Source organism: Actinophytocola sp., from assembly GCF_036002505.1.
Classification (GTDB): Bacteria; Actinomycetota; Actinomycetes; order Mycobacteriales; family Pseudonocardiaceae; genus DASYTH01.
This window is the reverse complement of sequence record NZ_DASYTH010000341.1, coordinates 1-3,498: the sequence shown is the minus strand read 5'-3', so window position 1 is coordinate 3,498 and position 3,498 is coordinate 1. Positions and strand designations below refer to the sequence as shown.

At 69.5% G+C, this 3,498-nt stretch carries 5 protein-coding genes, 1 tRNA gene and 1 pseudogene; 2 read left to right on the top strand and 5 right to left on the bottom strand.

What is annotated here, in order from left to right; genetic code table 11:
- A partial coding sequence (locus VGR06_RS29890) for a hypothetical protein (protein WP_327562500.1) occupies positions 1-229 on the top strand: 229 nt, incomplete at its 5' end.
- A 68-nt stretch (positions 230-297) separates the two neighbouring features.
- Complete coding sequence (locus VGR06_RS29885; protein WP_327562499.1) at positions 298-1,767, top strand: M28 family metallopeptidase; 1,470 nt, start codon at positions 298-300, stop codon at positions 1,765-1,767.
- A gap of 49 nt (positions 1,768-1,816) precedes the next feature.
- Here VGR06_RS29885 and VGR06_RS29880 read toward each other — a convergent pair whose 3' ends face one another.
- From VGR06_RS29880 to VGR06_RS29865, 5 genes and pseudogenes are all read right to left on the bottom strand, one after another.
- Positions 1,817-1,960 (bottom strand): hypothetical protein, encoded by a 144-nt coding sequence (locus VGR06_RS29880; protein ID WP_327562498.1) that lies wholly within the window; start codon positions 1,958-1,960, stop codon positions 1,817-1,819.
- A 63-nt stretch (positions 1,961-2,023) separates the two neighbouring features.
- The gene (locus VGR06_RS29875; RefSeq protein ID WP_327562497.1) at positions 2,024-2,512 is read right to left on the bottom strand and encodes a zinc-binding dehydrogenase; all 489 of its coding nucleotides are present in this window, start codon (positions 2,510-2,512) and stop codon (positions 2,024-2,026) included.
- A gap of 158 nt (positions 2,513-2,670) precedes the next feature.
- Positions 2,671-2,958: pseudogene (locus VGR06_RS44080) on the bottom strand (alcohol dehydrogenase catalytic domain-containing protein); the annotation flags it as partial.
- Positions 2,959-3,009: 51 nt separating this feature from the next.
- On the bottom strand, positions 3,010-3,297 hold the full coding sequence (locus VGR06_RS29870) for a hypothetical protein (protein ID WP_327562496.1): 288 nt from the start codon (positions 3,295-3,297) through the stop codon (positions 3,010-3,012).
- A gap of 82 nt (positions 3,298-3,379) precedes the next feature.
- Positions 3,380-3,466: transfer RNA gene (locus VGR06_RS29865), tRNA-Ser, on the bottom strand.
- Between the last annotated feature and the right edge of the window lie 32 nt (positions 3,467-3,498).

The following is a 3,498-nucleotide window of genomic DNA, read 5'->3' as shown; positions in this document are numbered from 1 at the left end:
GGTCGGGGGCGCGGCCGTCGCGCTCGGGCTCCTCGCCCTCTACCTGGCCATCCTCGGCCGGGGCGTAATCACCGTTCTGCTCGCGGCCGGTCTCGTCACGCTCCTGCTCCTCGTCACCTTCGATCTCGACCGGCCAACTCGCGGATTGATCACCATCCCCGATACGCCTCTCACGTCCCTGCGCGCCTCGATGGCCCTCCCCCCTGCGGCCACCGGCCCCTCCCAGTGAACGGCGGTCGGCCTACGCGCCCTCGCAAGAGGTGATGAGGCCGATCGCTGCAATCGCTTGACAGCTTCATGGAACCGTTCTTGATTCTGGGCATGGAGAACAATCAGGTATCGGGCCCAAAAGGCCTTAGTCGCCGTGCGTTCCTCTCCGCCTCGGCCGTCACGGCCATCGCCGCGCCCATCGTCTCGCAGGCCGCCCCTGCCTTCGCCGCACCGGCCGGCCTCGGTCTGGCCGGCAGCCCCGCGAACTTCGACCCGGCTCTGCGGATGCTGTTGCAGCGGGTCGACCCCAACCGGATCGGGGCCACCATCCTGCGGCTGACCCAGTTCGGCACCAGGCACACCGCATCCAGCCAGACCGACCCGGTGCGCGGCATCGGCGCGGCCACGGCTTGGGTGACCCAGCAGATGCAGGCCTTCGCCGCCACCTCCGGCGGCAACATGACGGTGCAGCAGCAGACGTTCGTGCAGCCCGTCTCCAACCGGATCCCCGTCCCCACCACGATCACCAACGTCATCGCAACGCTGCAGGGGACCGCGTCCCCCGAGCGGTTCTACGTGGTCACGGGGCACCTGGACTCCCGGGTGACCGACGTGCTGGACTTCACCAGCGACGCGCCGGGTGCCGACGACGACGGCTCCGGCGTGGCGTGCGTGCTCGAACTCGCCCGGCTATTCGCCACCCACCAGTTCCCCGGCACGATCATCTTCGCCACCGTCGCCGGGGAGGAACAGGGCCTCTACGGTTCCACCTTCATGGCAAACCAGATGGCGTCGGCCAGCAACGACGTCCAGGGCATGTTCAGCAACGACATCATGGGGGCCAGCCAGGCCTTCGATGGCACCAAGCCTGACCCCTTTACCGTGCGGATGTTCCTGGAGGGCGTCCCCACCAACGTGACCTCGAACCAGATCGCGCTCTTGCAGGCGGTCGGCGGTGAGAACGACGGGCTGTCCCGCCAGCTGGGCCGGTTCGTCAACTCGGTGACGCCGTTCGGCCTGACCGGCATGAACCTCCGGCTGATCTGGCGGCGCGACCGGTACCTCCGCGCCAGCGACCACGTCTCTTTCCAGGGCAAGGGCTACCCAGCCGCCAGGTTCAGCGAGCCGCGGGAGAACTTCAACCACGAGCACCAGAACACCCAGGTGGTCAACGGCGTGCAGCTCGGCGACCTGATCGACTTCGTAGACTTCGACTACATCGCCGGGGTGACCAGGGTGAACGCGGCCGCCTTGTGGGGGCTGGCCTCCTCGCCCAGCACGCCCAAGAATGCGCAGATCCACACGAACCCGCCCGTCAACTTCGCCGGCACCAACCTCACCACGCTCACCTGGAACGCCAACCCCGAAACCAACCTGACCGGGTACGAGGTAGTGCTGCGGGAGACCACGGATTCGGACTGGACCAAGGCGCTCCCCGTCGGCAACGTCACCACGGTCACGCTCAACATGTCCAAGGACAACGTCCAGATGGGCATTCGTGCCGTGGACCAGAACGGGAACCGCAGTCCGGTTGCCTTCCCACAGGCAGTGGGCTAGCGGTCCGCCAAGCCCGGGGTGATCCCGGAGCGTCATGGCTGCCCGCGGCTCAGCCGCGGGCAGTCGCTTTGGCTCGCGGAGATTCTGCCCGGCGTCCGCGGACGTAGGCGGTCACCGTGTGGCCGCCGGCCCGCAGCTGGTCGACGACGCGTGACACGACCCCGCTGGTGGCTCCGAAGACGGTCACGTTCATGGCTGGATCTCCTTGAGTCGGCGGGTGGGTGGAGGACGTGCGAAGGGGCCTCACGGGCGGCTGTCACCGGGTGACGAGGATCTTGCCGAGGGTGCCGTCGGCGAAGAGTGCGAAGGCGTCCTGGGTGCGGTCCATCGGTATGCGGGCTTCGATGTTGACCCGAAGGTTGCCGGCGGCGACGTGCCCGAGGAGTGCCGCGAGCTTGTCGCCGGTGGCGGCGGCCATGATGCCGGCGACGGTCACGTCGTCGCGGCCGACTTGGTCACTGGTCGCGCCGAGCGTGGAGGCCACGGCGCCGCCAGGTCGCAGGACCTGGCCGATGGTGGCGGCGTCGCCGGCGGAGTGAAGCGCCTTGTCGACGCCCTCGGGGGCGATGGCCCGGACCGATGCGGCCACGTCGCCGGTGTAGTCGACGGTGTGCGCCGCGCCGAGGCCGCGGACGTACTCCTCTTCCTCGCCGGGGCGGGCGGTGGCGATGACGGTGGCGCCGGCGGCGACGGCGAGCTGCAAGGCGATGGAGCCGACGCCGCCGGTGGCGCCGGAGATGAGCACGGTCTGGCCGGGCTGGACGTCGAGTGCCGTGAGCGAGTCGTGGCGGCGGCGATGCCGGCGAGCCCGATCACGGCCGCCTGCTCGGCATCGACGCCTGCCGGGACCGGGGTGACTGCCGTGGAGGCCAGGGCGACCTGGTCGGCAAAGGTGCCGGCGCGGGGCCCGAGGTCGACGCCGGGGATGACCCCGGCGACGCGGTCTCCCACCCGGACGTTGTCGACACCATTGCCAACCGCGGTGACCGTGCCGACGAGGTCGCGACCGAGGACGACCGGAAACTCGTGCGGCAGCATGTCCCACACGTAGCCGGCGGCCACGGACAGGTCGAAGCCGTTGATCGAGGCGGCCTCGACCTCGACCAGCACCTCGCCAGGTGCCGGGTCGGGCTGGAGGATGTCGTGCAGCGCGGGCTGCGTGTCGCGTGCGGTGATGCCGTACGCCTTCATGATGTTCCTCCTGATGGTTTGTGAGCTGAGGCGTCGTGCTTGGCCAAGGCGTCAGACGGTGATGAGCTGAAGCACCAGGACGGCGACGGAGAACGCCAGGGGTGGCAGCGGCATCGTGAGGTTCTTGCTGGTCCCGCTCTTGGTCCCGCGCCGGGTCGAGCCGAGGCGCCGCTGCCCGTTGCGGCGCTTGGCACGTGCGGCCTCCCGGGCGCTGGGCGCCGGCGGACCGTCGGAGGCGGCAGCGGCGCGGAACCCGTCGAGCAGCAGGTGAACGAGGCGGGCCGACGCGGCCTCGGAGATGTCGTGGGTGCGCTCGAGCAGGCCGGCGTTGGCCATCATCATTGAGACGAGAACTGAGACTAGGCGTCGGCACGTCGGGTGAGCTGGTCCCCAACCTCCGGCGTTTTGCCTGGTCAGAGGGCGGTGGCGGTGGGATTTGAACCCACGGAGGAGTTGCCCCCTCACACGCTTTCGAGGCGTGCTCCTTAGGCCGCTCGGACACGCCACCGCCGGACAGGTTACCCGACCACCCGATGATCG

Coding starts and splice junctions, on each gene's coding strand:
- VGR06_RS29885 (WP_327562499.1), top strand. CDS start 298: ATGGAACCGTTCTTGATTCTGGGCATGGAGAACAATCAGGTATCGGGC.
- VGR06_RS29880 (WP_327562498.1), bottom strand. CDS start 1,960: ATGAACGTGACCGTCTTCGGAGCCACCAGCGGGGTCGTGTCACGCGTC.
- VGR06_RS29870 (WP_327562496.1), bottom strand. CDS start 3,297: ATGATGGCCAACGCCGGCCTGCTCGAGCGCACCCACGACATCTCCGAG.